Origin of the sequence: Delftia lacustris, from assembly GCF_040267515.1 — a bacterium.
GTDB lineage: Bacteria > Pseudomonadota > Gammaproteobacteria > Burkholderiales > Burkholderiaceae_C > Comamonas > Comamonas tsuruhatensis.
The window spans coordinates 3,336,988-3,362,809 of sequence record NZ_CP141274.1 but is presented as its reverse complement, the minus strand read 5'-3'; the positions used below and the strand labels follow the sequence as shown (position 1 = coordinate 3,362,809).

Here is a 25,822-nt window from a genome sequence, read left to right as displayed (position 1 = left end):
CAGTCAGGGCCTGCGCCCCTGGCTGGGCCCGGTCAGGACTGGAGCCGGAACCCCGCCACCACATCCGCCAGCTGCGCGGCCTGCTGCTGCAGCGACTGGGCGGCGGCCGTGGCCTCTTCGACCAGGGCCGCGTTCTGCTGGGTGGATTGGTCCATCTGGCTGACGGCGGTCCCGATCTCGGCAATGCCCGTGCTCTGTTCCTGGCTGGCATTGCTGATCTCGGTGACGATGGCGGTCACGCGCTGCACGCTTTCCACCACCTTGCCCATGGTGGCGCCTGCGTCCTGCACCAGCCGGCTGCCGGCATCGACCTGGCCCACGGAGTCATCGATCAGCACCTTGATTTCCTTGGCGGCCGTGGCGCTGCGCTGGGCCAGCGTGCGCACTTCAGAGGCCACCACGGCAAAGCCGCGGCCCTGCTCACCGGCACGGGCTGCTTCCACAGCGGCGTTGAGCGCGAGGATATTGGTCTGGAACGCGATGGAGTCGATCACGCCGATGATGTCGGCGATGCGGTGCGAGGACTGCTCGATGCCGCCCATGGTGCGCACCACCTGGTCCACCACGGTGCCGCCATGCGTGGCGATGTCCGAGGCGCTGCTGGCCAGTTGCCGCGCCTGGCGCGCATTCTCGGCGTTGTGCTGCACGGTGGCCGTGAGCTGCTCCATGGCGGCAGCCGTTTCCTCCAGCGAGCTGGCCTGCTGCTCGGTGCGTGCCGACAGGTCCTGGTTGCCGCTGGCGATTTCGGTGGAGGCATGGCGCACGGTCTCGGACGATTCCCGGATGCGCACCAGCACCGAGGCGATCTTGTCGGTGAAGTGGTTGAACGCGCGTGCGATCTGCGTCAGTTCGTCATTGCCTTGCACCGACAGGCGGCGCGTGAGATCGCCGTCACCCGAGGCGATGTCTTCCAGCGCATCGCGCACCACGGCCAGCCGGCGCGTGACGCGGGCAATGACGGCGCCCAGCAGCGCAATCGCCAGGATCAGCGAAATGGCAACGATGGCGCCCGACACCTTGAGCAGCGAACCCAGCGCGGACAGCGCCTCGTCGCGCTGCACGGCCACCACCAGTTGCCAGTTCGTGCCGGGCACGCCCTGGCCGTAGAGCAGGAAGTCCTTGCCGCCGACGGCCGTGCGCATGCCGGAGTCCGCCTTGGGCAGGGCCTGGATGGCGTCGGCACCCAACTGGGGCGAGAGCGCGGAGACGGGCTTGAGCGTGAGTGCCGGATCGGGATGGGTGACGATGGCGCCCGCCTCATCCACCAAGAAGGCAAAGCTGCCCGGCGTGGGCCGGATGGCGCCCACGGTGCGCACCACCGTGGTCAGCAGCACGTCGGTGCCGACCACGGCGACAGGATTGCCGGCCGGGCCCACGGGCTCGGCAAAGGTCACGCCCACTTCGGGTGGAGAGACAAACAGATAGGGCGCCGTCACGATGGGGCGGCCTTCCTTCAACGCCTGCCTGAACCAGGGGCGGGCCGTCACGTCGTAGTCTGCAGCCATCTCGTTGAGGAAGAACATGCGCTTGTCGGTGTAGCCGAAGTAGGCATCCGAGAAGCCGCCGCCGTCGCGCAGCGCCTGGACCACGGCACGCGGGTCCGGCGTATCGACGGCCTGGGCCAGCGTATGCGTCAGCAGGCGCTTGGTCGCCACCCATTCGCCCAGCACCTGGGCCTGGGCGTTCACGAGCTGGCGGCTCTGGTCGTCGAGGGTGGACAGCACATGGCGCTGCACCGTGAGGAAGTTGGCAATGGCCAGGGCCAGCATGGCCACGGTGACGATGGCCACGCTGAGCGCGATGAGTCGCGCACGCAGGGACTGGAACATAGAAGAATTACTTATTGCAAGAAGATGCTACATACGTTAGCAAATTTTCTTGACAATACGCGTTCTTGCAGGCGGTGCCCCCTGGCCGCCGAAGCCTATGCGGGAAATTCGCTCCCCTTCAGCGCTCCCCCGCCAGCAGCCTGCCCAGCGCCTCGTAGGCCGGCAGCGAGGTCGGGTCATTGGCCGCATTGCCAGCCACCGGATGGGAGGCAAAGCGCGCAATCACCATCTGTGCCTTGGGATCGATGTAGACGGTCTGGCCATGCACGCCGCGCGCTGCGAAGGCGCCATGGGCGTTGTGCGTGACCCACCACATGTTGCGGTAGGTCCAGCCCGGCAGCAGCTTGTAGCCGGCCTTGGCAAAGGCCGCCGCATCGCCGCCACGGCGGATGTCGTCCACGGCGGCTGCGGGAACGATCTGCTGGCCGTTGAACTGGCCCCGGTTGCGCAGCATCTCGCCAAAGCGCGCCAGGTCCCGCAGGCCCAGGTTCAGGCCGCCGCCTGCAAAGGGCGTGCCCGTGGAGTCCACCGACATGTAGGCATCCTGCTCGGCGCCCAGGCGGCTCCAGATGCGCTCGGACAGCAGATCGGCCACCGATTGGCCGCTCACGCGCGCCAGCACCCAGCCCAGCGCATCGGTGTTGGCCGTGCGGTAGCCGAAGGCCTTGCCGTGCACGCCTTCGGGCTTCACGGTCTGCAGGAATTCGTAGTAGCTGCGCGGCCCGGTGTAGTCCTTGGCCTTGGGCAGCGGGTTGCCCGCTGCCGCGTGCGCCCAGACCTCGGCCTGGGGGTCCGCATAGTCTTCGCTGAAGCGTATGCCCGTAGTCATGTCCATGAGTTGGCGCACCGTGGCGTTGCCGAAGGCCGAGGCCGCCAGCTCGGGCACGTATTCCGACACGCGGCGCGAGGGGTCGAGCTGCCCCTCGGCAGCCAGCATGGCCGCCAGCGTGCCGACGAAGGACTTGGTCACCGACATGGCGCCGTGCTGGCCTTCGGGCTTGAGCACGCCGAAGTAGCGCTCATAGATCACGCGGCCCTTGTGCAGCACCACGATGCCGTCGGTGTAGTTGGCCTTGAGCGAATCGCGCCAGGTCATGGGCTGGCTGGCACCCAATGGCGTGAAGCGCAGATCGTCGATGTCTTCGCGCAACGCCTGGGCCAGCGGCGCTGCAGGCGCCAGGCCGCGCGACACATTCACCGTGGGCATGAGCTGGCGAAAGTGCGAGACGCTCCAGCGCATGGCGGGAAACTGGAAATAGGAACCGTCGTCGAAGCGCAGCGTGCGGTCCGGCGGCGGCGGCGAGCCCACCATCCAGCCCAGCTTTGCGGGGTCGCTGGCATCGGCATCGGGATAAGAGGGGGTCTTGGCTGCGGTGACCCCTGCCGTGGCTGTGGCGAACACAAGGCTGCCAGCCAGGGCACCGGCGAAATGTTTGAGCTGCATGGCGGCAACCATACTACGGTTGCCGCGGCGCCAAGATCCGCTGCCAAAGGATGGAAGCCGGCTTCCATCCCAGGCCGTGCGCCCAGTTGGCGCAAGCGCGACAAATGGCCTTCTCGTTGGACTAAGCTTCAAATAGTTTTTGAAAATCAAAGCCTGGCGAACGCCCATGAAAAGCCTGCAAGACCTGGATATCTTCGTGCGCACCGCAGACAGCGGCAGCCTTTCGGCCACGGCGCGCGCCCTGGTCCTGACCCCGGCTGCGGCCAGCGCAGCGCTCAAGCGGCTGGAGGCAGAACTGGGCGTGACCCTGTTCGTGCGCTCCACGCGCAGCCTGCGGCTCACGCAGGAGGGCGAGCTGTTTCTGGAGCACTGCCGCCCCGCGCTGGCCGGCCTGCGCCAGGTGCGCGACCAGTTGGCTGGCGGCCAGGCCGCTTTGCGCGGCACGCTGCAACTGGCCGCCCCCTCCGACCTGGGCCGCAATGTGCTCATGCCCTGGCTGGACGAATTCCAGAGCCAGCACGCAGGCGTGGATCTGCGCCTGCACCTGTCCGACCGCGCGGCCAATGTCTACAGCGAGCCTGTGGACGCGGCCTTTCGCTATGGCAGGCCGCAGGATTCCAGCCTGGTGGCCTTGCCGCTGTCGGACACGCACCGCCGCGTGCTCTGCGCCGCGCCTTCCTATCTGCAGCAGCGTGGCGCCCCCGCCACCCCCCACGACCTGGCCGGCCATGACTGCCTTTGCTTCATGCTGGGCGAGGAAGTGCACGACCGCTGGAGCTTCTGGCCGGCAGGGCAGGGGGCTGCCGTACCTGAGCCCGTCCATGTGCGGGTGCGCGGCCGCAATGTGGCCAATGACGGAGATGCCGTGCGGCGCTGGGCCGTGGCCGGGCGGGGGATTGCCTACAAGTCGTATTTCGACGTGGCCGAGGACCTGGCCCGGGGCCGCCTTCTTGCGCTGTGCACCGACTGGACGACCGAGTGCGTGCCGCTGTTCCTGGTCGCACCCAGCCGCAGGCAGTTCACGCCGCTGGTGCGTGCGTTGCGGGATTTTGTGGCGGTGAGGCTGGCCGAGCTGGAGACGGCGCAGCCCTGAGACATCACGAAGCCCGCGTCCCCAGCTCCACAGGCCCGTGCACATGGTGCTCCGCGCAGACCTGCCGCGAGAGCACATGGGTTTCGATCACTTCGGCGGCATTCTCGGCCGTGAGCCGCCCGTACCAGACGCCGTCCGGATAGACGATGGCCAGCGGGCCATGGTTGCAGGGGTACTGGCAGCTGGTCTGCAGCAGGCGCAGCCTGGCACGCAGTTCGCTGCTGGCCTGCACGGCATCGCCCAGGCTTTGCCAGACGGCCACGGCGCCCAGGGCGGTGCAGCGCGGTCCCGTGCAGACCAGGGCATGGTGCTGGTGGTCCGGCACCTGGGACCAGGCCTGGGGATCGTGCTGCCATTGGTCGCCTGCGGTCTCGGCAATGTCTGGTGCCTGAAGGGCCTGGGCCATCTGCGACAGCAGCAGCGCGGGCATGGCGGCAGCGCCCAGCAGATGGTCGGCAAACCGCACCTGCACGCCCTGGTCCGGCAACTGCGAGCGCCAGCGCATGGCCAGCTTGTGCAGCCAGCGCAGCAGGGCAGGCTCGTCGGGCGAGAACAGGGGCAGCACGACGATGGAGCGCGCCGGCAGGCATTGCTGCAGCGCCTCGGGCAGCGAGGGTGCGGCCTTGTCCACGAACGATGTGACGACCTTGCAGGCCGGCTCCAGCGTCTGGCGCAAGGCATCGGCCAGTTCGATCAGGCTTTGGCGCGATGCTGCGCCCGTGCCGCCGCGGCCCAGCACGATCACGGCGTCGGGCCCGGGCGGGATGGAAGTTTCAGAGGAGTTCATCGGGAATGAAGCTGATGCGCAGCCGGCCGGTGGCGGCATGGATGTCCACCTCGGCAGCCACGCCGTAGACCTGGCCGATGGTGGCCGGGGTCAGTACCTGGGCCGGTGTGCCATGGGCAACGATGCGGCCTTGTTCCATGAGATAGAGACGGTCGCAGTAGTGGGCGGCGATGTTGAGGTCGTGCAGGGCGACGATGCTGCTGATCTGCAGGCGCCGGACCAGTGACATCAACTCCAGCTGATGGCGTATGTCCAGGTGGTTGGTGGGCTCGTCCAGCAGCATCAGCCGTGGCTGCTGGGCCAGCGCGCGGGCCACGAGCACGCGCTGCTTCTCACCGCCGGACAGGCTGGAAAAACGCCGCTCCTCCAGCGCCAGGGCATTCACCTGGGCCAGCGCCTGCCGCATGCAGGCGAGGTCCTCGGCGCTGTCGCCCGCCAAGGGGGACTGGTGGGGGATGCGGCCCATCATCACCGCCTCGCGCACGGTGAAGTCAAAGCTCTGCGGTGCCTCCTGCGCCAGGACCGAGACCTGGGCCGCGAACTCGCGCGCCGTCATGTCCCGGATGTCGCGCTGGTCCAGCAGCACGCAGCCTGCGTCGGGCCGCAGCACGCGGTAGAGCATGCGCAGCAGGGTGGATTTGCCGCTGCCGTTGGGGCCGATGAGCCCCACGCATTCGCCGCTGTGCAGGGCAAGGCTGGCCTGGTCCACGATGCGCCGGGCGTCGGCACGCCGGGCGTCGGCACGCCGGGCATCGGCACTCCAGCACAGGTCCTGGGCTTGCAGCTTCATGGGCCGCGCCCTCCCTGCACCGGCTGGCGCACCAGCATCCAGACGAAGAAGGGTCCGCCGATCAGCGAGGTGATCACGCCCACGGGCAGTTCCATGGGCGCAAAGGCCGTGCGCGCGACAAGATCCACCAGCACCAGCAGCAGGGCGCCGGCCAGGGCGGCCACGGGCAGCACGCGCCGGTGGTCCGTGCCCACCAGCATGCGCGCGGCGTGCGGCACGATCAGCCCCACAAAGCCGATGGCGCCGCTGACCGCCACCATGGTGCCCGTGAGCAGCGACACCGCCAGGAACAGTGCGCGCCGCAGCCGTGCCGTGTCCACGCCCAGCGTGGCGGCGGCCTCGTCACCGGCCAGCAGGGCGTTGAGCGGGCGCGTCTGCAGCCCCAGCCAGAGCATTCCCGCAGCCAGCACGGCGGCGGGAATGCCCAGTTCCTCCCACTGCGTGCCGGCCAGGCTGCCCAGCGTCCAGGTCAGCAGGGCATTGGCCAGGTCGCGCTGGCCCGATGACAGGGTGATCAGGCTGGTCACGCCCGCCAGCACATAGCCGATGGCCACGCCACCCAGGATCAGCCGCGTGGCATGGATGCGGCCCTGGGAGCGCGCCAGCAGGTAGACGGCGACGGTGGCCGCCAGCGCCCCTGCAAAGGCCCCGGCCGTGAGGGCGTACATGCCGGCCGAGGCCAGCGCACCGAAGGCCAGCACGGCCACGGCGCCCACCGACGCACCCGAGGACACGCCCAGCAGATAGGGATCGGCCAGCGGATTGCGCACCATGGCCTGCATGATGGTGCCCACCACGGCAAGCCCCGCGCCCACCAGGGCCGCCAGCAGCACGCGCGGCATGCGGATCAGCCAGACGATCTGCTGGTGCTGCGGCGTGATGCCCTCCAGTGGCGGCGGCTGCATGCCCAGCACCTGCAGCAACCGGCTCCAGGCAATGCGCCAGACCGTGCCGGCCGGCATGTCCACGGGCCCCCAGGTGATGGCCAGCGTCATCACCAGCAACAGGGCCGCGAACAGCAGCAGGCACCAGAGGCGGGCGGCGCCCGGGCGCCTGGGCCAGCGGGAGTCAGTTGGCCGCATGGCTGGGCGCCGGCATGCGGTCGGGGTGCAGGGCCTGGGCCAGCGCGCGGGCCCGAGCGATGTTGCGCGGGCCGGGCGTGGCCTCGGCATAGGTCATCACGAAGAACCGCTTTTCGCGAATGGCATCGACGCCGGCCAGCTCGGGCTTGGCCAGCAGGAAGTCGATCTTGCCCTGGGCATGGGGCTGGCCGTAGTCGATGATGACGATCCACTGCGGGTTGCGCTGCACCACGTCCTCCCAGTTGCCTGCAGGCCAGTTGCTGGGAATATCGTCGAAGATGTTGCGCCCGCCCGCTTCCTCGATCATGGCCTGCGGCATGCCGTAGCGGCCCACGGTCACGGGGATGTCCTGGCCGCTGTCGTAGACGAAGACCGAAGGCCGCTGCCGCACGCCCTGCATGCGCTCGCGCAGGTCCTTGAGTTCGCGCTCCAGCCCCTGCGCCAGTTGCTCGGCATGGGCGTCGATGCGGAAGATGCGGCCCAGGTTGCGCAGGTCGGTCAGGCCGTCTTCCAGCGCCACCTGGCTGCGCGGCCCCACGCGGATGCACGATTCGGACAGCACGTACGAGGCAATGCCGTGGCGCTGCAGCACCTCGGGCGTGACCTGGCCTTGGCGAAAACCGTAGCTCCAGCCGCCGAAGACGAAATCTGCCGAGGCGCCCAGGATGGCCTCCAGGTTCATCTCGCGCTCGGCCAGCCGCGGCACGCGGGCCAGCTGGGCCTGGAAGGCCGGGTCGATCTGCTTGGCCTGCGTGATACCGCTGTAGCCCACCAGCCGATCGCCCAGGCCCAGAAAGAGAAACATCTCGGTGATGTTCACGTCATGGGTCACGGCGCGCAGCGGTGCGTTGGCGTAAGTCACGGGTCTGCCGCAGACATTGACGGTCACGGCCGCCTGCGGTGCGGCAGCCGGTGCCGGCAGTTCACTGGTGGTGCCGGAATCGCTGCGCGAGCAGCCGGCCAGCAGCAGGGTGGTCGCCAGGGCGCCAGCGCACAGGCCGTGGAGGCTTTTGGAGCGCGCCATGGCCATCAGAACCGGATATGCGCCGCGATCTCGAAGCGGCGGCCTTGCCCGACCAGGAACTGGCTGCCGTAGCTCGATCCCACATAGACCCTGTCGGCCAGGTTGCGGCCGATCAGGCTCAGGGTGGTGCGAGGGTCCACCTGCCAGCTCAGCGCGGCGTCGGCCACGGTGTAGGCGGGCAGGTTCACGGTATTGGCGTTGTTGCCAAAGCGGTCACCCACGTAGCGCAGGCCCAGCGAGGCCTGCCAGGCGCCCACGCGGTAGTGGCCCCAGAGGTTGGCCGTGGTCTTGGCCACGTTCTGCGGGCGGTTGCCGGCGCGGTTGCCGCCGGCCTCGATGAGCTTGTCGAACTGGGCATCCACATAGGACAGATTGCCCTCCAGGCGCAGGGCGGGCGTGGCCTGGAAGTTGGCAGTGACCTCGGCGCCGCGCGAGGACTGGCTGCCGCCCTGGATGGAGATGGCCGGGCGGTCGGGGTCGCGCGTGATGATGTTGTCCTTCTTGATGTCGAACACGGCCAGCGTCCATTCGCCGCGCCCGCCTGCCACCTGCTGCTTGATGCCGATCTCGGCCTGGCGGCCCTTGCTCAGCTTGTAAGCCGTGTTGGCCAGGTTCAGCGACACCAAGCTGTTGACGGGATCGTGTCCCGAGCTGATCTGCCCATAGACCTGGGTGTTGCGCGCCAGCTCATAGGTCAGGCCCAGGCGCCAGGAGGTGGCGGCCAGCGTCTTATTGAAATCCGTGCCGCCCACCAGCGAGTGGCTGGCAAAGCTGTAGACATCGCGGCGCAGTCCGGCCATGGCCAGCCAGCGGTTGCTGATGCGCCAGGCATCCTCCAGGTACAGCGCATGCTGGGTCACGCCGGTTTCGGTCTTGGCCTTGGTGACATCGGGGCTGGCCCAGCTGCCATGCACGGGGTCCCAGGCCGAGACCGTGGACGAGCCGCCGTAGGGCGAGTTGTTGGACAGCCGCAGGTTGATGCGTGCGGCCTCCCATCCCATGGCGATCTTGTGCGATCCCCGGTCCAAGTTCAGGCCCAGGCGATTGCCGGTCTGCTCTAGGTCGTGCAGGATTTCCAGGTAGTCGGAGCGGCCCACGGTCCAGGTGGCGGGGTTGAGCGCGTAGGCCTCGATGTTGCGCCAGTGGCGGTCCGACTGCACGTGGTACAGCTCGTTGCGCACCGTCAGCCAGTCATTGGCCTTCCATTGCACCTTGGCGCGCAGGCGCTCGTCGGCATAGCGCAGCACGCTGTCTTCGGCGTTGTAGTTGCGGTCGCGCAGGGACTCCACCACCTTGCCGTCCAGGCCCGGCGTGCCCCAGTAGCGGCTGGGCTTTTGCACGCTGCGGTCGGCAATCAGGTCGATCTGCAGGTCGCTCGTGGGCTCCAAGCGCAGCGTGCTCATGAACTTGCCGTTGCGCGACTGGTCCAGGTCGCGCTCGCCCGCGCTGCGCGCGGTGTAGCTGTCGATGCGGTAGCTGGCATAGGCGCCCAGGGCGCCGGTCACGCCCAGGCCCAGGCGCAGCGTGTCGTCCGTGCCCGCGCCCACCAGCACCTCGGCCGAGCTGGTGCGGCTGGGCTGCTTGCGGATGGCGTTGACCGTGGCGCCCATGGTGCCGCTGCCATACATCAGCGAGGCCGGGCCGCGCAGCACGTCGATGCGCTTGTAGCCCCAGCTGTCCCCGGGATAGGCCGTGGTGCCGGCGGCCACGCCCAGCACCATGCCGTCTTCGGCCACGCCCACGGAGTTCACGCCCGCAAAGCCACGGCTGCTGAAGGACAGGCCGCCATTGCCCGGCGTGCTGCTGGAGGTCAGGCCCACGGTGCGCGTGACGGCGTCCACCAGGGCGTAGTCGCCGCGCTCCTGCATCTGCTCGGCAGAAACACCATCCACGCTGGCAGGCACTTCCTGGTTGGAGACGCCGGTATGGCTGGCAGAGCGCGCAGGCTGGGCCAGTTGCTGGCCGATGCGTTCGGCCTGGCCGGTGACCTGCACTTCGGGCAGGACAGTCTGTGCCTGCACAGGAACGGACAGGAAGGCGCAGGCCAGGGCCAGCGGGCTCAGCCGAAGGCAAAGGGAATCGGCAGCACGGGTGCTGGGAACGCAGGAAAGGGAGGAATGCATTTCGAACATCGGTCTTCGACCGCCTGATGCGAAAGCAAGGCACTGCCGCCTCTCCAGCCAGCGTGCAAGGATAGGGTGCAGGACATTGCCATCCGCACCCCGCAGACAGTCAAGAAAGCGCCCGCTCAGCGGGCGCGAAACGCAGCAGGCCGGTCTCCGGGCTCACAAGCGGCGCAAGGACATGCCTTGCGCCCAGCGCCCCGTCTTCCCAATCCACCCGCGAAAAGCTGCATGTTGCAGACCACGCCATGGACCAGTGACAGCCTGTCATCGCCCCTCCGCAGGGTTGCGGAGACTGGCGGGACAGGCGTGGAGCGCCTTGACTTGTTTACCGTTGCGGGGGCAGCCAAGGCCTGTGCCGGCAGCGCAAAAAGCATTTGCTGGCAGTCACCTTGTTCCCGTTTCATCCCCATGGCTGGCATGTGGACACCTGTTGCACGGATGCCTTTGCAGGCGCGGCATTATAGCCAGCGGTCTGTTTGCAGAGCCTTTGGCGCCTGGGGCACGTCGTGCAAAAGCAGCTCCAGACCCAGCCACTCGCCACGGTGAACGCGGCTGATGGCATGCCGCAGGTGCACACGGTAAGAGCCCGCCGCACCGCGCACCGGGCGCGGCCCCGTGGCGATGATGGCCGCATCCCCCAGGCCCAGCGGCAGCACCATGGGGCGCGATTGCATGCGCGGTCGCTGCTCGGTCATCACGAACTCGCCGCCCTCGAAATCCTTGCCCGGCCGGGACAGCAGCAGCACCAGCTGCAGCGGGAACACCGCCGCTCCTTCGCTGTATGAGCGCAGCGGGGCATGGCCCGCCTGCGCCACATGCAGCAGGTGCGACTGCGGATGCATCTGGCCGCGCTGGCGGCCCAGCTGCCCGAAGGCCTCGAACGAGGCGGGCAGGGCAGGCTGCATGTCCATTTGGGCACGCCAGCGATTGGCAATGGCAAGCAGGTGCCGGTACAGCACCGGGCGCCATGTGTAGAGGGAGGGCGGCAGGCCATTGCGCATGGCCGCCTCGCTAGCCAGGGCGCGGCTTTCATCCGCATTCAGCAGCCGTGGCAGCAGGCAATGGCCCTCTGCATCGAGCTGGGTGGCAATGCGGCCCCAGTCCAGGCCGGCGAAGCGATCACTGCTGTTCAGCCCATCCATTTCGACCCCTCCATTCAACCCGCCTTGCGAAAAGTGAGATTGATGCGCCGCCCGCCCAGCAGCGGGTGAGGCTGGTCCTTGAGCGGCAACACGCCGTGGTGGCGCAGCCGATCCATGCCGCCCCAGACCACCACGTCGCCATGCTGCAACAACACCCTGGCCGTCTTGTCCGCGCGCGCAAGCCCTCCAAACAGAAATGTGGCCGGCATGCCCAGTGACACCGAGACGATGGGCGCGACAAGGTCACGCTCGTCGCGGTCCTGGTGCAGGGACAGGCGGCTGCCGGGCAGGTACTGGTTGATCAGGCAGGCATCGGGCGCGAAGCCCTCGAAACCCGCAGCGGCGGCCGCTTCGCCCGCCAGCTGCGCAAACACGGCCGGCATGGCGGGCCAGGGCTGGTCGCTGACCGGGTCGATGGCGCTGTAGCGGTAGCCGCGCCGGTCGCTGGTCCAGCCCAGCGCGCCGCAGTTGGTCATGGCCACCGACATGGTGAAGCCGCCCGGCGTGACCAGATGGCGCAGCGGCGCCTGGGCCATGACGCCGTCCACCGCAGCCAGCAGTGGCGCCGCATGGGGCAGGGCATGGCCGCGCAGCACCACGGACTGGGGACCAATGGGTTCGATGCCCATGGGAGGTTCATCGGCAAAAAGATCCAGCGTGCTCATACCGGCCGTCCATCAAAGTGCGTCATATCAGAGTGCGTCATGAAAGATCAGCCCCACGGTATGGCGATGGCCGCTTCGGACGCGGCTGACGCCATGGCGCATGGCCGCGCGGCGGTAGCCTGAGCGCCGCCCCGGCACGGGCCGGTGGCGCACGGCCAGGACCAGCGCATCGCCCTGGTCCAGCGCCATCACATCGGCCCGTTGCCGGTCGCCATCGGCCTGGGTGATGACGAATTCCCCGCCCGCAAAGTCCTGCCCCGGCCGAGACAGCAGCAACACCACCTGCAGCGGAAACACATGCTCTCCATAGACATCCTGGTGCAGGCAGTTGTAGTCGCCCTCGCCGTATTGGAGGATCAGCGGCGTGGGCCGCAACTGCCCGTGCGCGTGGCAGCGCGCCAGGAAGTCCTGCAGCCGGTCCGGATAGCGCACATCCAGCCCCATGCGCTGGTTCCAGCGGTTGGCCACCAGCACCAGGCGGGAATACAGCTGTTCGCGCAGCCGCTGCAGCAGAGGTGGCAAGGGGTAGTCGAAATACCGGTATTCGCCACGCCCGAAACCGTGGCGGGCCATGACGATGCGGGAGCGAAAACCGTCTTCCCTGGTGTAGAGGGCCGCCAGGTCACGGCATTGCTGCGCGTCCAGCAGGCCGGGCAGCCGGGCACAGCCGTGCTCGTCGAGCTGGTGCTCCATCTGCGTCCATTGGCAGGGCGGGGCGGATTCGCAAGCTTCGTTGTCGAAAAGACGGAGGTTGTGCATGGCGGGCGCGGTTGGCGGCATGGGCGCTGTGGGCAATTGCCGCAGTCTAGGGCGCCGCAGCAGCGCCTGCATCCCGCTTCTTGCAGTGGACAGAATGTCAACCGGTGGGAGCGCCTGCCAGCCGCGTGCTGGACAGGCCTGGGAGGGCCGGCTGGCAACTGCAATTGAACAATCGCGGCATTCCTGCAAACGCCTCAGGCCCGCCATGTCCAGCAACGTCCATCACCTCTATCTGTTCTTCGATACGCCCCTGCAGCTGCGCCGCGTGCAACTGATCTGCCAGTACCTGGCCCGGCAGTCCTGGGAGCAGGCCGAGCGCTGGATCCATGAGCTGGACCCCGCCCTGGACCGGTCCGCGCTGTGGGATGACGACTGGGCCAATGCCAGCGCCCTGGGCCATCCCCAGCATCTGGAGCTGGGCTTCGACACCCGCACCACGGCCGGCATGCCCTGGCGGCTGCTGGAGACCTTGTTCCAGCACGGCCTGCAGGCGGCGGTGCTGCATGTCTTCTATGACCAGGTGGGAGAGAGCGAGCGCTATCACTTCGATGCCGGCCAATGGGTCAGCCACCATGCCTGGCTGGCCCGCTACCCGGAGCGCCAGGTGCTGGTCGATCCCGACGCAGAGGTCTATCCGCGCCCGGGGCAGGAAGAGGGCAACGATGGCACCTCACTCCGCAATCCCGCCCAGCCCATGGCCATCAGGCAACTGCGCGAGCGTGACCAGGAACGCGATCGCCAGGCCCAGGAGTCCGTGCAGGCCCTGCTGGAGACCATGGCCAGCCTGCGCAAGAGCGGCGTGTCGCCGGTGGACGGCATCGCGGGCCTGTTCATGCTGCGGGCAGGCTTTCGCGGACTGTGCGAGGCCGTCGCCTTCACCGTCGTTGCCGCCCTGGCTTTCAGAGGCAAGGGCCTGTGGCTCTGGCTGGCCCTGGGATTGGTACTGGCGGTCGTACTGCCGCTGTACCGGATGGCCAGTGCGCGGCGGGAGTTCGCGGGGCAGGGCGGCAGCGACCCGGCATCCTGAGACAATCCGCGCTCGGCAGAATGAAACAAATTGCACAAGATCCGGCAAAGTCCCAGGAGAGGGTGAACAGGATGTGGATACCGACCGTCGTCACGGCAGGATGGACATGCGCCATCAGGCGCCGTCTTTTTGAGCAGGGCCAATGCTGATGCAGCCCACCGCAATCGAGCAGGGCCCCGCCGTGGCCGCAGGCGTTCACGAGGATTTCGGCCATCTTCTGGGTCTGTACATGCGCCGCATCCGTGCCAGCGCTTCGGGGGTGGCCACCGAGATCGGGCTGAGCCGGGAAGCCGTCAACAACTGGAGGAATGGGGTTTCCCTACCCAATCCGCGCTCGCGCGACCGGCTGGCCGCCTGCGCCCAGTATCTGCGGCTGACGGAGGCGGAGACCAATCGCCTGTTCTCCGCCGCCGGCTTTGCCACGCAGTTCCCGCTGCAGGCGCCAGCCGCTGGCGCCCAGCCTTTTGCCGGCTTCATGGACCGGCTTTTTGCCCAGCTGGCCCAGGCCTCGCCCTATGCCATCACCATGCTGCTGTCTCCCGCGCACTGGGGGCAGCCCCCGTTCCGCCAGGAATTGCTGCTGCGTGCCCGCGCCCAGTACGGCGCCGAGGCGGTACTGCACATCCAGCCGCCGTACAGCGTGAGCACGGCCCCGGCCGACTACTTTGCGGCCCTGGGCCGGCAGTGCGGGCTGGGCGAGGTGGGCTCGGACTATGAATTCGAGGCCCTGCTGGAAAAGCGCCTGCTGGCAGGCGGCCGCCTGTTCTGCCTGGTCAGCCGTTTCGAGCAAGGCACGGCCGCACTGCGCGAGACGCTGGCCGGCATCCTGCGCAGCCTCAGCGAAATGCACAGCGGCCGCCTGCACCTGCTGCTGTGCGGCAGCGAGGCGCTGGCCGACCTCAAGTACCGCAGCGGCGATCTGTCCCTGCTCAACATCGGCCAGGTGGCGCACTGGCCCGACCCCACGCTGGAAGACCTGGCCCTGATGGCGCGCCAGCGCTGGCCGGCAACAGCCTGGCCGGTCGAGGTCATCAAGGCGCTGCAGGCCCTGACGGGCGGGCATCCCGCGCTCTTCGAGGAGGCGCTGCAATGGCTGGTGGAGCAGGGTGTGGGCATCGCTGCCGTGCACTCGCCACTGCTGCGCGCCCATCTGGTGGCCAGTGCGCGCCTGTGGCAGACCCTGCTGCCCCTGGCGCAGGAGCCGGCCGCACGCGATCAATTGCGAAGCCTGGTGGATGCGGCATCGCTGGGCCGTGCGCGGCCTTATCTGCAGGATGCCGTGCTGCGGCGCCTGTTCTGGGGCAACCTGCTGCAGGTGCGCGGAGCGGGCGAGGGCGCCCACCTGCACTGGCGCTGCGACATCGCCCGCGAAGCCGCAATGGCAGTGCTGCAGGCATGAGCGGCCCGGCCCGCCTTCTGCAGCTGCCCCGATCCTATTGGCGCGCCGCGCTGCTGGCCTTGTTCACGCTGTTCATAGGCACAGCCATCCTTCTGCCCCGCTACAACCCCGTTACCCGCGGCAGCCTGCAGGGCGCGGAAAGTTCAGGGCGGGTCTGGAACGAAATCATCCTGTGGCGCCTGGCCCTGATGGAGCATGTGCGCCAGCATGAAAGCTGGCCGCAGGACATCGCCAGCGTGGCACCGGAGATTGCCGAGCCCCGCGTGCGCATGAGTTCGCCCAGGCCCTTCGTGCTGCAGGCGGACATCGTGCGCGACAGCCAGATGGGCGTGCTCTCAGGAACCCAGGTCCTGCTGCAGCTGAACATGCCCAGCCAGGACTGGAGCTGCCAGGGCGGCCAGCCACCCACCCCGCCACGCTATCTGCCGCTGAACTGCAGCCCCTCGCCAGGCCAGCCAGAGCACGAACCCTTTGGCTGGCTGCGCAACATCATCTGGACCTGCGCCCTGGTCTTTGGCGGCCTGGCCCTGCTGTGGCTGGTCCGCCATCCGCTGATAGGCCCGGCGCAGCTCAAGCCCGGGCGCCTGCGCCGCAAGCCGTATCAGCATCTTCCCCAGCTGGACCGGCTGCTGCGGCTCACCGGCCGGCGGTCCGCCGTGCTGCGCGCCGCAGGCATACGCCCGCCCGACTGGCAGCGTGCCCTGCGCCTTGCCGGCGCCAGCCCCGCCGCCCGCGTGCGCGCCCTGGCCGAACGACTGTCGGCCACCTGCAAAACCGCCGAGGGCGAATGGCCCGTGCCCGGTGGCATGTTCGAATGGACGCTGCCGCCGGACCTGCCCATCGCCCTGGGCCGCTGCCTGGTCTATGCGCTGCCAGAGCAACTGGAAGAACTGGAAGAGGGCGAACTCGTGCGCCAGCTGCGCCTGCTGCAAACCGGCGGCGATGTGGTGCTCATCGTGAGCCCGCACCATCCGCAGTCGCCCATGCCGCTGCTGCAGCGCCATGCCGAGGACCGCGCCAATCTGCACGCAGTGCTGGACAGCCCCGGTCAGACCGAATGGCTGATGGGCGGCGAGCCTGCGCAGGTACTGCTGCGGCTGCTGGCCGCGCAGCTGCAGGTCACGCGCATCTCGCCCTACCAGACGCGCGGCGGCGTGACGCGCGAGGACGTGTTCTTCGGCCGCGAGCGCCTGCTGGCGCGCGTACTCAACCGCGAACCGGCCAACTACCTGGTCGTGGGAGGGCGCCAGCTCGGCAAAAGCAGCCTGCTCAAGGCCGTGCAACGGCGCCTGCAGGAGCATCCGTCCATTGCCTGCCACTACCTCTCGCTGCGCGACCACCGCCTTACGCCGCGCCTGGCCACCCAGTTCGGCCTGCCCGTGGAGACACCGCTGGAGGCCATCATCGAACACCTGCAGTCGCAATCGCAGGGCAGGCGGCTGTACCTGCTGATCGACGAGGCCGACCTGTTCTTCCGCGATGAGGCCCGCAACGGCTATCCCCAGCTCAGCGCCTTGCGCGCGCTCAGCGAGGAGGGCCGTTGCTGGTTCATGCTGGCGGGATTCTGGGATCTCTATGCGGCAGCGTTGCTCGACTACCAGTCGCCGCTGCGCAACTTCGGCGACATCCTGGCCATCGGCGGCCTGGAGCCGTCCGCCTGCCAGGCACTGGCCACCGAGCCGCTGCGCAGGCTGCGCGTGGGCTACGCCAACGACGCCCTGGCCGAACGCCTGATCGAGGCCAGCGGCAGGCGGGCCAATCTGGTCGCCATCCTCTGCCAGGAATGCCTGCAAGCCCTGGGGCCCGACGAACGCGTGATCGAAGAGCGCCACCTGCGCCAGGCGCTGGAATCCCAGCCCGTACAGGATGCGCTGGTCGGCTGGGGCCGCCTGAGCACCGACGAACAGGCCTGCCGCCTGGACCGCATCGCCGTCTATCACACGGCCCAGCAAGGTCACACCAGCCTGACCGCGCTCGACGCCCTGGTCCAGGCCCACGGCGCCACCGGCCAGGCCCAGGCCTTGCGCCGATCCCTGGCCCGCCTGCAACTGGCCTATGTCCTGCGCCGCGATGAAACCCACGGCGTGCACGACGCACGCTACGTCTTCACCATCCCGCTGCTGCAACGCCAATTCGAACCGCAGGAGACGGAGTTGTTGTTGAGGCAGGAACTGGAGAGCCTGGGAAGAGGGTTGAACAGCTGAAAAAAAGAGGCGGAAGACAGGCAGGCCTGGTGCAGGAAGAGTGCCTTACCTGGGTTTGGACAGTGTTAATCGCAACTGTGATTTAACATAATATACATCGTATCTGTCAGATGATCTCTAAAAAAGTGAGCTTTTAAGCGGATCACAGTAGTGGCAGTCACTAACTATGTCCCGAGCACCAGTCGGCTGCTCAGGTCCCTCCAGTTCACGCGTCAGCTTTGTGCTGGCCCAGGTGTCTGACTCGCACATCTCCCTGTACTCACGCGCAGCCGCAGGACACACAAAAATCATCCCACGCTGCGGCGCTCGAAACGGCAACATGATTACCTGATGAGGATTGAGCAAGGCATCCCAGAGATGGCGGGCCGAGACCACCCCGCGTGCATATGCTGTCAATACGTTCCAGCGATACAGCGCCCGGTGCTGCCAAGGCCTCGATCTCCACAGACCAAGGCGCTGGTCCACATCCAGATCCACCTTCGGCTCTTGGTTTTTAGAAAGTGCGTTGAATCTCATAAGAGTGGCTAACACCACCGATCCACGAAGCGTGCACAGATGATCGCCGCTGCCAGTTTTAGCAGCGCTTCGTGGATATCCAGTCGTCTTTCAAAGCGGATTCGCAACTTGCCAAAGCCTGCAAACCATCCATGGGTCCGCTCCACCACCCAGCGATGCTTGCCCAGTCGCTCGCTACTCTCAACGCCTCGCCTGGCAATGCGGCTGGCGATGCCCCGTTGTCTCAAGTGCGCACGGCAACGCTTGTAGTCATAGCCCTTGTCGGCGTGCAACTTCGATGGTCTTTTGCGGGGGCGCCCTCCCAAGCCTGCAATCGCAGGAATCGCGTCCACGCACCTCTCGAACATCTTGGAGTCGTGCCGGTTCGCGCCGCTGACCAAGATCACCAGCGGGATGCCTCTGGCATCTACGACGATGTGCCGCTTGGAGCCGAGCTTGCCTCTGTCCGTGGGGTTGGGGCCCGTTTCCTGGCCCCCCGGGGGCTTGGTACCGAGGAGCCATCAATGCTAGCCCGGCTCCAATCAATCTGGTCATGTTCACGCAAGCGAGTCAACATGGCCTGGTGCAGCTGCTCCCAGACACCAGCAGCGTTCCAGTCGCGCAGGCGGCGCCAGCAAGTCATGCCGCTGCCGTACCCAAGGGATTGGGGAAGGTCTTCCCACGGAATGCCTGTTTGCAACACAAACAGGATGCCGTTGAGGGCGGCTTCATCGCTGACTGCGAGCTTGCGCGCACCGCCTTTGGCGGAAGGTACGAAGGCAGGGATGAGGGGTTGTAGTTGTCGCCACAGTTCTTTGCTTACAGGTCGTCGTGCCATGAGGGCAGCGAGCATAACTGCTCTGCGGGGGTCTGTGACGAAGTGGTGTTAGCCACTCTAAGTCCTTCGTGGCCAGCTCAGTTGGGCTTTCTGCCAGGTCGGCATGTTCCTGAGCAAATTTCTTGAAGATCAGCGGCGAAACCAACGCCATGCCTTGCTCGACAAAATGCACTGCTGCCCCCGTCCAACTCGCTGGGCTCGTGCGTAGGCCTTTCCTGGCCATCGATCTTGGGTAGCTGCTGCAAGAGCAGCACCGGCTGTGGGTCGTCTGAGCGTGCGGCCTGTGGCTCGGTCCTGGAACGCACCACGACCGTGGGCAAGTCATCGAGCTCGTCGCTCAGGCTCCGGAACTCCGAAGCGACGCTCGCGGCGCGCCGAGTAGGAGGGACAGGCATTGGTGGCGTCGCCTCGGGCGCAGGCACTGCTGCAGGTTCAGATGAAAGGATCTGGGCTGTAGGCTGTGCTGGAGGCTCTGGCGTAGCCTGGGCCTCGTCCAGGCCTGCGGCAGCTTTTGATGATTGCTCGCGCACCGCACCGCCCTCCTCCCTGGCCCGCGCGGGCTTCGGTGGCCGTGGGCCTTTCTTGGGTCGCATCGCTGCTGCAGTTTCGGCCTCATCGAGGAAGTCACTCTGGTCGAGCAGGTAGGCTGCATCGCCTGGGTCAAAATCGATTGAAGATCCCGCCGCCAGCGGCGGCGCTGGTAGTGCAGCATTCTCAGGTTGCCGAACTGGTCCAGGTACTGGTTCTGCCTTGATTGCTGGGCCAGCTTCTGCTGGAGCCGTTGCAGGGGCACGTCCGGGTGCAGGAGTATTCCGGGGGCTCACTGGCGTTGCATCAATCTTTCGTGCCTGATGTGCTGTGCCAGTTTCGGATTGCATTGCAGGCGACTTTGCCGCAGCAGATGGTGCCCTGAACGCCGGTTCACGCATGACTGCCGCAAGCTTCAATTCCTGCTTGCTGGGCGCCTTGGGCGCAGTTGCAGCTGCAGGCGTGCGAGCACTGGCTGGTAGTGCTGCAGCTTCGGGTGCATGGCCTGCCGCATCCTCCCTACCACCAGAACCTGCCGCAGGAATCTGCAGCTGCACGGCCTGTGATGAGGCCCCGCCCTCCCCGGCCTCATTTGCGTTTTTACCGCAGGACCAATCTGCCTTGCATGGGCGCCTGATACTTGCTCTCGTGCGAAAAGACCTTGGCCAAGGGAAATCTCAGCATGGCCAGGTCGTGCTCATAACCTCCTCGATCTGCCGCAGCTTCGGATGCCTCTCCATGCACGGTCACATGCCAGATAGCCTGCCCGGTGGCCGGGTTCAGGTCGATGACGCCATAGTCCTGTCAGGTGTCGAATAGCCGATCGTTCTTCGAGTCCCCTGGTACAGCCTCATCGGGCGCATTGCGCTTGATCCATTCGCGCACCGAATCCGCCAAGCGCTTGGCCACGAACCAGATGGCTCCCTCAAACACCCAGGCCGCGCCACCTGAGCGGTTCAGCGGCAGCTCGGTGCCTGCCTGCAGCATGCTGGTGATGGCCTGCATCAGCAAGTCGATCAACGGCTTGGACTTCGAGGTGGGGAAGCGGCCCTTGTGACCCGACAGCAGAGCGCGCTGCGTCGAGGCCTGGTCGGCTCGGCGCACCAGCTGGGCCACCAAGCTGTCGCGGTCCTGGCCGCGGAGATACTGCTCCAGGGCGTCCATGGCTGCGGGCGTCTGGGCCAGGAACACGAGTGCCGACTTTGGAGCAATGCGCGACAGCAGCAGCTGCGCCAGTTTGCCGTGGGCGCTGTAGTCGCGCTGGCTCTTGGGCGTGAAACCGACCAGGTATTCGGCGGCAGCACGCCGGGCCGTGATCTGAACCAGACTGCCGCCTGCAGGTGTCCAGCGAATCGAATCGGCCATGCCATCACAACGTCACTGGATCCGCAGATCGGTTATGGGCTTGGCGATGTCGTGCAGCAGCGCGACGAAGAACACCACGTAGCTCCACTGGTCGCGCTGCGCATCGATCTCCTCGATCTGAGAGCCACCGGGTAGCAGCATGGCGTTGCGCCAGGTCAGGGCTGCCAGCACCATCTCGATGGTGTGTGAAAGTAGTCCCCCGGCGTGGCATGGTGATGCGCCTCTGACGCAGGCATCAATTGCACGAACGCTGCGTATCGATGGATGGCCGGCAACAGATCACGCTCCCAGACTTCACGGCTCTGGTGAGACTGGCGCCACATAGCATCCACAGCCTTCTCTGCGCGCACGACAGCGGGCAGCTGATCGGAGGTCAACACCCGAAGCCAGCCGAGTTCGATTCCAGCCACCGTAGGCGTCGCCGTTGAAGCAGGCTCGGCGACTGAAGAAGGCCCTTTCAATTCCTCTTCGCGCTGCGGCAACCTGCAATGTTTTGTCCAAGGCAGCATAGTCAGCAGCAGTGCAGCAAAGCCCTTCATCTTGTCAACCAACATGGTCCGGATTTTCGCTTTATGGGGGAAATGACGCACCTATGAACGCTGCGCTGAGTGTAAAGACCCGCGAAGTCTGAGAGGCCCCTCGAGATACGAGGTAAGTGATCGGGAACATTCGAATGCCATGGTTGTGCACCATACGGACGACGCTGCGCCAGGTCATCACGAAACGTTCGTATATCACCACAGGTTTTATGCTTGACATCTTTATGTTTTTATGAAAATACACGATAGTTCGTTCATGCGGAACGCAATCTGATCTAAGATCGAGTTGAACAACGCAACGCGATTTCTCGAAATAACGCCTAAACCTTTATATCTAAATACTGGCAGATGGTGTATATGATAATTACGAAGGACATTATAGTAATGAGTACCGTTAAGTGGCTGCATTTATCCGATTTTCATTTCGGAGTAAATGAGTTTGAACAAGCTTTTTCAGCAAATAAGATTGTCCAGCATTTGAAAGAATTGCACAAAGATGGAGTTAACCCTGACTTTATTTTTATAACGGGAGATGTTGCGAATTCTGGAAAGAAGTCTGAATATGCACAGTTTGTTGAGCATCTCATTTCACCGATCATAGAGATTTATGGAAATGATTATCTCGACAATATATTTACAGTTCCTGGAAATCACGATTTAAATCGTAATATTAATCAAGAATTCAGTAAAGAAAAATTTGTTAGACCTGAATCCAAGTCTTTCAATCCGGAAATAGGGTCTGCAATAAATCGGGAAATGCTTGCCAAGAGGTTTCAAGATTTCTTTGAGCATAATTTATGCGAAATCTCAAATTTAATTAATTCTGACAGTGGTGCATTCATCGTTAAACGGCAAATAAATTCATCTGAAATCGGCATTATTGGACTTAATACTGCTTGGCTCTGTGATGGAGATAAAGATAAAGAAACGTTGACTCCGGGCGTACCAATTCTAAGAGAGGCTCTGGAAAGAATATCAGATTGCCAAATCAAGTTCGTACTTGGACACCATCCCCTTGATTGGCTCTACCAATCACATAGGCATGCAATTCAAGCACTCTTAGGATCAAAAAATGCTATTTATTTGCATGGCCATATGCACACTGAGTCATTTTCTAGCAGCCTAAACGGATCAGGAGAATTTATTTCTGTTCAAGCAGGAGCAGCATGGCAATGCCCTGAGGGAGGAAAGTGGAAAAATGGTTTTATGTGGGGCGAAGCTGATTTACATAATAGTATTTTTCGATTCCAGCCTTTCAATTGGAGTTTTCTCAACCAGTGTTGGACACTTGATGGAACCAGATTTCACGAAAGTTACCGAAACGGTGAATGGTGGGAAATTGAAGCACCACGAGCTCGAACGAAGTCAAATTATATACAAAGGCCGAAAAGTACGCCACTGGCAGGATGGGATATCAAGGATCTGGACACACTCGAACGTTACACTACGAAGCTCAAGGAAGATGAATCTATTGCATATTTTGATGGCGCCACCCCTACTTGGTCTGTTGCGCTTTCTGATTCTATTCCTAGAAGAGAAATTGTTAGTAAGGTAATTAGAAATTTCCGCACTGAAGTAACAATTCCTTTGGTCTGCGTTATTCTCGGTGCTGGCTGCGAAGGAAAGACAACGGCACTTCTACAGTCATGTTTAGAGATATTGCGCACAAATAAGTCAAAAAAACTACTCTTCAGAACAAATCACACACGTGCATTTAACGCAACTGATTTTTTAGAGATATTACGGAGCCACAACGACTGGCTGTTTGTCATCGATGAGGCAGATCAAGTAGCGAAGGATATTTTGCAATTCATTGATGCAGGATTTAATGGCTTCACTGGACGAATTGATTTTTTACTTGCAAGCAGGGATTCCGATTGGCAATCGTCTGGAGCAAAGAGCTTAGCATGGACTTTTAAGGCTAAATATAAAGAAGAAATACTGAAAGACCTTAGCATTAAAGATGCCGAACTCATCGTCAAGTCGTGGGGTAACTATGGTAGCAAGGGCTTGGGTGAAGAGCTTTCAAGACTCCCTGAAGATGAACGCGCAGACAAGCTTCGCTTTTACGCAAGAAAGGAGTCAAAAGGAAATTCAGATGCCTTTTTCGGCGCACTTCTCATGTCCCGTCATGGGAATGACTTGCTGGAGCATGCTGAATCAATGCTCATGCGGTTGAACGAGGTTGAACTGCAAAATGATTTCACACTCAAGGACGTGCTTGGATATATCGCCGCCATGCATTTTGAAGGGTTTGACAAGCTCAGTTTCGCAGCACTTGCAGGGCTATTGGAAATATCCATACCTAAGTTGCAGAGTCAAGTTCTTCGTCAACTCGGCAAGGAAGCGGCTGCTACGAGCACATCAACAACTATTTTTACGCGTCATAAATATATCGCTGCGGCTATAATTGATGTTTTAGAAAATAGGTTTGATGAGGATATTTCACATTACTACGTGGATCTTGCTACTTCTGAAGTGATAAGAGCAAGAACTGAACAAGTTAACGACCTGGCGTTTTGGCGATTTGAGATGGTTGAGAAGCTATTCTTATCTGGAAAAACACGGCTTGCGATTGACATAGCCCTTAAGGTTTACGAAACTGAGGGATCTTTTAATGTATTGACTAAGCTTGCGTCTTTATACAGGCGTCAGAAAAATGCAGATCAAGCTGTCCCTCTATTTAGAAATTTCGGTCAAAATCCAAACCATCGCGGTTTTTATTTCGAATGGGGTGTGTGCGAAGGCATGTTGCGGAATAATTCTGAAAATGCCCTTTTGGCTTCATATGCACTCAGCGATCAATCTGAGACCAATTCTCTGACTGTTGAAAATGCAAGAATCTACTTAAGCGGCCTTTCCACTTGCTGCGACAAGCTACATATTTCTTTTGCAGACCGAATATTTAGAGAGGCAGAATCCGCTTGTAATTCATTATTGTTAATTCTAAAAAATAATGAAACATCAAGAAATTCAGAATACAATGAATTAATATCCCGATTTGAAAAAGATGTATCAAAGAGGCGGAAAAGGATGTACACAAGAATCGAGTCTTTTAAAATTATAAGCGACCTAGTAAAAAATCTTGAGCAATATGGTATTGCGCAAGAAGTTAGACGCGCGGTTGATCCAACATCGATGTCATTTACATCATTCGATCGAATAATCAGAAATATAGAAGCTCTTTAGATGAACTAACATAGCTCTAATCGAATTCTGCCGGAAACAGCTGTGTGACCTGGATGACGGTCAGGGGTTTCTATATGGCGGCAGGCACGCCTCCATCGGCAATACGCTACTGGTCCGACACCTTGCAAAAGGCGATGGGCCTTCCTGGCTATATGGCACTTCTGGAGAATTTCGACCTGTACCCCTACTCCCTGGTCGGCAGGCCGCTGCAGGAGTACCTGAAGCAGAAAATCCAGGAGTACCGGGAAGATGCCGAAAAAATGGGAGTGAGGATCTGGCGAAACCGTCCGTGATGTTGCTCCTGGTGCCGGTTGGGCTGGCTGCGCCGGTTGGGCCAGATAATGCGCCATCCCTGACGCCCATTTCGTCCATCTGCCGGTACTTCCAATGACCACACCCACGATCCCGCGCCAGGCCGAGCCCCAGCAAATTGATGCAGCGCTGTCGATCGCCGCATCCTTCCTGGTCCTTACCGTTGCAAGAGACGCAGCGTCCCTCTCCACCGTGCGATCCGTGCTCGGCGATCTGGACGGCCTGATCAAGAACGTCCTTGTACGGGACGTGACCGGGACTTTTACCTGCAACGTGGGCATCGGTGCCGATGTGTGGGGTCCGCTCGTCGGTACCCCGCTTCCGGCCGAGCTCCATCCATTCCGCGAAATCCGGGGCGCCACCCATGTGGCAGTCTCTACTTCGGGGGACCTGCTGTTCCACATCCGCGCCAGGTCCATGGATCTCATCGTGGCGTTCGAGCAGATGCTCCTGGAGGCCCTGGAAGGGACAGTCGCGGCCATGGATGAGGTCGCCGGATTCCGGTACTTCGACGGACGCGACCTGCTGGATTTTGTCGATGGCACGGCGAATCCGGTCGGCCTGGCGCTGCCGGCCTCAACGATAGTGGGCGATGAAGATCCTGAACATGCGGGCGGAAGCTATGTCGTCGTACAGAAGTACCTCCACGACCTCCCTGCATGGAAAAGCCTGAGCACCGAAGCCCAGGAGCAGATCATTGGGCGAAAGAAGTTCACCAACACCGAGCTTCCCGATGCCTCGGAGGCGGAGCAGAAGTCACACAAGACGCTGTGCACCATCACGCAGGACGGCGTCGAGCACGACATCCTGCGAGACAACATGCCCTTCGCGAGGCCTGCACTCAAGGAGTACGGAACCTATTTCATCGGTTATTCCAGGCACCTTTGGGTGATCGAGCAGATGCTCGAACGGATGTTCATCGGAAGCCCGCCCCCTCTCCACGACCGCATCCTTGACTTCTCGGCGGCGGTGACAGGCATTGCCTTCTTCGTTCCGTCAAAGGACATGCTCGCCCATCTTTGAGATCGTACTGGGAGCAACGCGCCTCGGGCGAGGTGGCCCGGGTGCTGCAGGTCAAGAATGTCACCAACCGCAGTCTGATGGAGTCTGGCGCTGGCATTTCTCGAAAATATTTTTTGCATGGGGTGCATCCAAACGACGCGATGGCGGGTAGTACCAGCAGCA

At 63.4% G+C, this 25,822-nt stretch carries 19 protein-coding genes, 1 pseudogene and 1 riboswitch; of the genes and pseudogenes, 7 read left to right on the top strand and 13 right to left on the bottom strand.

Features of this window, described 5'->3' with window-relative positions:
- Positions 1 to 32: 32 nt before the first annotated feature.
- Both U6958_RS16775 and U6958_RS16770 read right to left on the bottom strand, forming a co-directional pair.
- Positions 33 to 1,829 carry a methyl-accepting chemotaxis protein gene (locus tag U6958_RS16775; protein WP_074922098.1) on the bottom strand — a complete coding sequence of 599 codons (1,797 nt, stop codon included), beginning with the start codon at positions 1,827 to 1,829 and terminating at the stop codon, positions 33 to 35.
- 118 nt (positions 1,830 to 1,947) lie between these two features.
- The gene (locus U6958_RS16770) at positions 1,948 to 3,273 is read right to left on the bottom strand and encodes a serine hydrolase (protein ID WP_208607057.1); all 1,326 of its coding nucleotides are present in this window, start codon (positions 3,271 to 3,273) and stop codon (positions 1,948 to 1,950) included.
- Between the two features lie 166 nt (positions 3,274 to 3,439).
- Between U6958_RS16770 and U6958_RS16765 the strand changes: the two genes are divergently transcribed.
- Positions 3,440 to 4,366 (top strand): LysR family transcriptional regulator, encoded by a 927-nt coding sequence (locus U6958_RS16765; protein ID WP_074922093.1) that lies wholly within the window; start codon positions 3,440 to 3,442, stop codon positions 4,364 to 4,366.
- A 4-nt stretch (positions 4,367 to 4,370) separates the two neighbouring features.
- On the opposite strand, the gene U6958_RS16760 is transcribed toward U6958_RS16765, so the two are convergent.
- From U6958_RS16760 to U6958_RS16725, 8 genes are all read right to left on the bottom strand, one after another.
- Positions 4,371 to 5,153 carry a (2Fe-2S) ferredoxin domain-containing protein gene (locus tag U6958_RS16760; protein ID WP_244160477.1) on the bottom strand — a complete coding sequence of 261 codons (783 nt, stop codon included), beginning with the start codon at positions 5,151 to 5,153 and terminating at the stop codon, positions 4,371 to 4,373.
- Positions 5,140 to 5,943 carry an ABC transporter ATP-binding protein gene (locus U6958_RS16755; RefSeq protein ID WP_074922089.1) on the bottom strand — a complete coding sequence of 268 codons (804 nt, stop codon included), beginning with the start codon at positions 5,941 to 5,943 and terminating at the stop codon, positions 5,140 to 5,142. Before U6958_RS16755 ends, U6958_RS16760 begins: the two co-directional genes overlap by 14 nt.
- On the bottom strand, positions 5,940 to 7,025 hold the full coding sequence (locus U6958_RS16750; RefSeq protein WP_013802411.1) for an iron ABC transporter permease: 1,086 nt from the start codon (positions 7,023 to 7,025) through the stop codon (positions 5,940 to 5,942). The genes U6958_RS16755 and U6958_RS16750 overlap by 4 nt, the downstream gene beginning before the upstream one ends.
- Entirely contained in the window at positions 7,012 to 8,055 is a 1,044-nt protein-coding gene (locus tag U6958_RS16745) for an ABC transporter substrate-binding protein (RefSeq protein ID WP_074922086.1), read from the bottom strand. The genes U6958_RS16750 and U6958_RS16745 overlap by 14 nt, the downstream gene beginning before the upstream one ends.
- On the bottom strand, positions 8,055 to 10,181 hold the full coding sequence (locus U6958_RS16740; RefSeq protein ID WP_074922084.1) for a TonB-dependent siderophore receptor: 2,127 nt from the start codon (positions 10,179 to 10,181) through the stop codon (positions 8,055 to 8,057). The genes U6958_RS16745 and U6958_RS16740 overlap by 1 nt, the downstream gene beginning before the upstream one ends.
- A 120-nt stretch (positions 10,182 to 10,301) precedes the next feature.
- A riboswitch (cobalamin riboswitch) is annotated at positions 10,302 to 10,621 on the bottom strand.
- 12 nt (positions 10,622 to 10,633) lie between these two features.
- On the bottom strand, positions 10,634 to 11,317 hold the full coding sequence (locus tag U6958_RS16735) for a 2OG-Fe(II) oxygenase (RefSeq protein WP_074922082.1): 684 nt from the start codon (positions 11,315 to 11,317) through the stop codon (positions 10,634 to 10,636).
- Positions 11,318 to 11,331: 14 nt separating this feature from the next.
- The gene (gene alkB / locus U6958_RS16730; RefSeq protein WP_074922079.1) at positions 11,332 to 11,982 is read right to left on the bottom strand and encodes a DNA oxidative demethylase AlkB; all 651 of its coding nucleotides are present in this window, start codon (positions 11,980 to 11,982) and stop codon (positions 11,332 to 11,334) included.
- 27 nt (positions 11,983 to 12,009) lie between these two features.
- Positions 12,010 to 12,741 (bottom strand): 2OG-Fe(II) oxygenase, encoded by a 732-nt coding sequence (locus U6958_RS16725; protein WP_034366991.1) that lies wholly within the window; start codon positions 12,739 to 12,741, stop codon positions 12,010 to 12,012.
- 205 nt (positions 12,742 to 12,946) lie between these two features.
- On the opposite strand from U6958_RS16725, the gene U6958_RS16720 reads away from it, so the two are divergent.
- The 3 genes from U6958_RS16720 to U6958_RS16710 all read left to right on the top strand — a co-directional run bounded on the left by U6958_RS16720 (position 12,947) and on the right by U6958_RS16710 (position 17,371).
- Complete coding sequence (locus tag U6958_RS16720; RefSeq protein WP_074922076.1) at positions 12,947 to 13,768, top strand: hypothetical protein; 822 nt, start codon at positions 12,947 to 12,949, stop codon at positions 13,766 to 13,768.
- Between the two features lie 148 nt (positions 13,769 to 13,916).
- Positions 13,917 to 15,167: a hypothetical protein gene (locus U6958_RS16715; RefSeq protein ID WP_074922371.1), complete on the top strand. Its 1,251-nt coding sequence runs from the start codon at positions 13,917 to 13,919 to the stop codon at positions 15,165 to 15,167.
- On the top strand, positions 15,164 to 17,371 hold the full coding sequence (locus U6958_RS16710; protein WP_074922074.1) for an AAA family ATPase: 2,208 nt from the start codon (positions 15,164 to 15,166) through the stop codon (positions 17,369 to 17,371). Before U6958_RS16715 ends, U6958_RS16710 begins: the two co-directional genes overlap by 4 nt.
- A 524-nt stretch (positions 17,372 to 17,895) precedes the next feature.
- Here the strand turns inward: U6958_RS16710 and U6958_RS16705 are convergent.
- From U6958_RS16705 to mobH, 3 genes and pseudogenes are all read right to left on the bottom strand, one after another.
- Positions 17,896 to 18,704 (bottom strand): IS5 family transposase gene (locus U6958_RS16705; RefSeq protein ID WP_156815040.1). Its coding sequence is split into 2 segments (ribosomal slippage): positions 17,896 to 18,374 and positions 18,374 to 18,704, totalling 810 coding nucleotides; the frame shifts between segments, so codons are not numbered across the junction.
- Positions 18,595 to 18,855, bottom strand: a complete 261-nt coding sequence (locus tag U6958_RS16700) for a hypothetical protein (protein WP_350337321.1) — start codon at positions 18,853 to 18,855, stop codon at positions 18,595 to 18,597. The genes U6958_RS16705 and U6958_RS16700 overlap by 110 nt, the downstream gene beginning before the upstream one ends.
- A 1,181-nt stretch (positions 18,856 to 20,036) precedes the next feature.
- A pseudogene (gene mobH / locus U6958_RS16695) lies at positions 20,037 to 20,920 on the bottom strand (MobH family relaxase).
- Positions 20,921 to 21,520: 600 nt separating this feature from the next.
- Here mobH and U6958_RS16690 point away from each other — a divergent pair.
- The 3 genes from U6958_RS16690 (at position 21,521) to U6958_RS16680 (ending at position 25,660) form a co-directional block, all read left to right on the top strand.
- Positions 21,521 to 24,325, top strand: coding sequence for a metallophosphoesterase (locus tag U6958_RS16690; RefSeq protein WP_074923223.1), 2,805 nt, complete (start codon positions 21,521 to 21,523; stop codon positions 24,323 to 24,325).
- A 44-nt stretch (positions 24,326 to 24,369) separates the two neighbouring features.
- Positions 24,370 to 24,618 (top strand): hypothetical protein, encoded by a 249-nt coding sequence (locus U6958_RS16685; protein ID WP_208607078.1) that lies wholly within the window; start codon positions 24,370 to 24,372, stop codon positions 24,616 to 24,618.
- A gap of 94 nt (positions 24,619 to 24,712) precedes the next feature.
- The gene (locus U6958_RS16680) at positions 24,713 to 25,660 is read left to right on the top strand and encodes a Dyp-type peroxidase (protein WP_074923181.1); all 948 of its coding nucleotides are present in this window, start codon (positions 24,713 to 24,715) and stop codon (positions 25,658 to 25,660) included.
- Positions 25,661 to 25,822 lie beyond the last annotated feature (162 nt).